This window comes from Streptomyces sp. PU-14G (genome assembly GCF_041028275.1).
Lineage (GTDB): Bacteria > Actinomycetota > Actinomycetes > Streptomycetales > Streptomycetaceae > Streptomyces.
Genome location: NZ_JASKYT010000544.1, coordinates 1 through 3,273, shown reverse-complemented (window position 1 = coordinate 3,273; position 3,273 = coordinate 1). Strand labels below are relative to the sequence as shown.

Genomic DNA, 3,273 nt, shown 5'->3' with positions numbered 1-3,273 from the left:
GGCCGTCGGGATCGGAGTGGTCCAGAGGGGCGTCGAGGGTGTGGTCGGTGCAGACGAGACCGTCGTGGCGGTAGGTGACCGGCACGTGGGGAGGGGGCGGTTTCCCCTCCCCACGTGCGGGACGAGGCGGGGCGTGGCGGTCAGTACCCCGCGACACCGAGTTCGGCGCAGATGCGGACCAGCTCGGGGTGCACGTAGCGGCCGTCCTTCTCGATGGCTTCGCCGTCCAGGTAGAGGGAGGGGCCCAGCACACTGCCGTCGGTGTGCGCCGCGGCGACCCACGGCTCGCCGCCGATCCAGGCGCCCTTGGTGCCGATGCCCAGCTCCACGCAGCCGAAGACCCGCTCGTCCTCGACGATGCGGCCGGTGGGGGCCGGCACACCGGGGTTGAAGCCCAGCGACCAGTGCGCCACGCGGAACATGTTCGGGTCGTCCCACGACTCCATCCAGCGGCGGAACGTCTCGGCGTCCTGCCCGCCCTCGATGGCGGTGACGACGCCGTTCTCGACGGTGCAGCGGACCGGGGAGCGCAGCAGCCCCAGCTCGTCCGGCGGCCACAGCGCGCCGTCGAAGACCAGTGTGCCGTTCTGCGTCTCCTCCAGCGGGTTCCAGGAGATCTGCCCGGAGAGCATGACGGTCTCACCCGGCTTCTCGGCGGGCTTGCCGCGCAGGTTGATCGGCCTCGTCCCGTTGCGCCCGGTGATGTCGGTGCCGTTCGCGGAGGTGATGCGCACCTCGTCGGCGTCCTCCAGCAGCTTCACCAGCGCCTTGCCGAGCCGTATCACGCCGTCGAAGTCCGGGCGGCCCACGGTGGCGACGAGCATCTGCACGTCCATGGCGGTCAGGTTGGTGTAGCGGCAGCCGTTCTTCATGGCGGTGCGGAAGGCGTCGGAGTGCATGAGGTAGGAGACGGCGAACTCGACCCACACGTCGGCGTCCGCGATGGCCCCGGCGACCGGCCGGGGCGGCTCCATAGACGATCCCGGCAGCGTCTCGTACCAGACGATGACGGGGTGCGCGCCGGCGGCGGCGACCGCGTGCGCTGTGGCGTCGACGACCCGGCGGTCGCTGCTGGTGTCGCCGGTGAGCACCACGTGCTCGCCCGGCTTGACCAGCATGACCTGCTCGACCAGCTTGCGGGCGGCGAGCGCGAGTTCGAAGCCGAGGTACTCGGCGCGTGGTTCGAGACGGCTGTGCATTTCCATGGGGGTTCTCCTGATGCGTTGTGCGTCGTGCGTCGTGCGTCGTGCGTTGCGCGTTGCGCGTTGTGCGTTGCGCGTCGTGCATGGTGTGTCGGGCCGCGGCGCGTGGCGGCGGACGGACGGCAGGGGGCGGCCGGGCGCGAGGAGCGCACCGCGGCGCGCGGAAGAGCGTCACGCGAGGAGTCACCCGGCCTTGATGATCTGAGCCGAGTCCCCGAGAGAGCTGCCGGCGATGAGCCCGGCACCGACGAGGTTGAGCTCCGCGTCGGCCTGCTCACCGCGCAGCCGCCGGTAGACCACGCGCACCGCGAGTCCGGCCAGGACCAGCCAGCACGCGTGCGGGGTGAGGATGAGCAGTCCCGTCGCCAGCATGACGCCCATCTGCCGTCGCGTACCGCCCAGCAGTTGGATCAGCGCGCCGGGGATCGCCCACAGCAGCATGGTGCGCAGCGCGTCGCCGTCGCTGAGACCGTGCCGGACGGTGTCGGCGTAGACCTTCGCCACGGGCGGGATCAGCCCCTGCCGGAAGTAGGACTGCCACAGCACGGCCACCACGGCCAGGGCCACGGCGAAGCCGACCAGCGCGGCACGGAACTGCTCCCGCCTGCCCGCCCGCTCCCACGGGTCCCAGGGGCGATGGTCACGGCGCAGCAGCCACCCCGCCTTCAGGTCGTACCCCATGTCGGCGAAGGCGGGCCCGGTGGCCGAGACATACCCGACCAGCAGCGCCAACGGTACGGAGGGGATGCCGATGACCAGGCCCAGAATGAGGAAGATCAGCGTGACGGCGAAGGACGGGAACCATCCGGACTGCATCGCGGCCAGCCCCACGATCAGCTCGTGCACCAGCGCGGCCAGCGCGGCGAACAGCGCCCAGCCGACCAGCGCGGGCACGCTCATCTCGCCCAGCAGCCCACCGGCCAGCGCGAGGAGGACCGCGCCCGCCGTGAACAGCCCGTAGCCGCGCAGCAGGGCGCGCCGCAGCGCCGCCTCGTCCACCACGGGCGACGAGGGCCCAGCGGCCTGACCGAGCCCGGCCCTTTGACCAGATCCGGGGGCTTGTCCGGGCCCGGGAGTTCGACCAGACCCGGGGGCTTGGCCGGGCTGAGGGGCCTGGCCGGGTCCGGGCGGCTGCGATGCGGTCGCCGTGCCGGGCGCCTGAGCGCTCGCGCGCCTGCCCCCGCGCCGCGTCAGGACGGCCACCGCCTGGCCCAGCGCGACGAGTCCGGCGCCGACCATGACCCCGTGCGGCACGTAACCGGCTCCCAGGTCGGTGCCGAACAGCTGGGGTCCGAACTCGCGAAGCCCCAGCCCGACGCCGAACATCAGCAGCGCCCAGATGTTCCCGAGGAAGGCGACACCGGCGGCCGAGAGCGGCAGGTGGAAGAGGGTGCCGACCAGTCCGACGACCGTGCCGCCGGCGAGCACCGCCGCGCGCTTGCCTCCCTTGTCCCCGGCCTCGATGGTCTCGGCGGCGGCGACTCCGGGAGGCCAGGGGCCCTCGGCGGGCAGCAGCCGGGAGCCGAAGGAGCGGTAGAGCACCCAGGCGTCGATGAGCAGCCCGATGAACGAGCCCGCCAGCATCGGCCAGACCAGGTCCTCGCGCCCGAAGACGTAGGGCACGGCCGCCGAGGTCAGCAACGCGTTCGCGGCAGCGAACGTGGCGGCCGAGATGGCGCTCTGGGCGAGGTTTTGCCGGTGCACGGACCGCATCCGGCGCAGCACCGTCAGCGGTATGCGCCCGATCAGCATGGCGATGAGGGCGCCGACGACCGCCGTGTTCGCGGAGATGCCGAGCTTGGCGACGAGGTCGATCCCGATGACGGCACCCACGGCCGACAGCACGACCAACACGATGAGCAGGAACGGTTCGGTCGCTCTCGGATGGGAGGGGGGCGCGCCGCCGGGCGGCGTGGCGGTGGCGTCCGTGTCCGGTGAGACGGAAGAAGGCATGGCGGACCTCGCGAGGGCAGGGCAGGGCGGAGCCCGCAGCGGCGCGAGGCGCGCCACTGCCAGGCCGTGACGGAATGAGCCGTTGGCGGGGGAGGGGAGGACGGCTGCGACGAGGAGG

2 protein-coding genes are annotated in these 3,273 nt (G+C 72.6%); both read right to left on the bottom strand.

Annotated features, from left to right (window positions below; all coding sequences use genetic code 11):
• Positions 1–140 precede the first annotated feature (140 nt).
• Positions 141–1,205, bottom strand: a complete 1,065-nt coding sequence (locus AB8Z75_RS33080) for a hypothetical protein (RefSeq protein ID WP_369208535.1) — start codon at positions 1,203–1,205, stop codon at positions 141–143.
• Positions 1,206–1,385: 180 nt separating this feature from the next.
• Positions 1,386–3,155, bottom strand: a complete 1,770-nt coding sequence (locus AB8Z75_RS33075) for an OPT/YSL family transporter (RefSeq protein WP_369208537.1) — start codon at positions 3,153–3,155, stop codon at positions 1,386–1,388.
• Positions 3,156–3,273 lie beyond the last annotated feature (118 nt).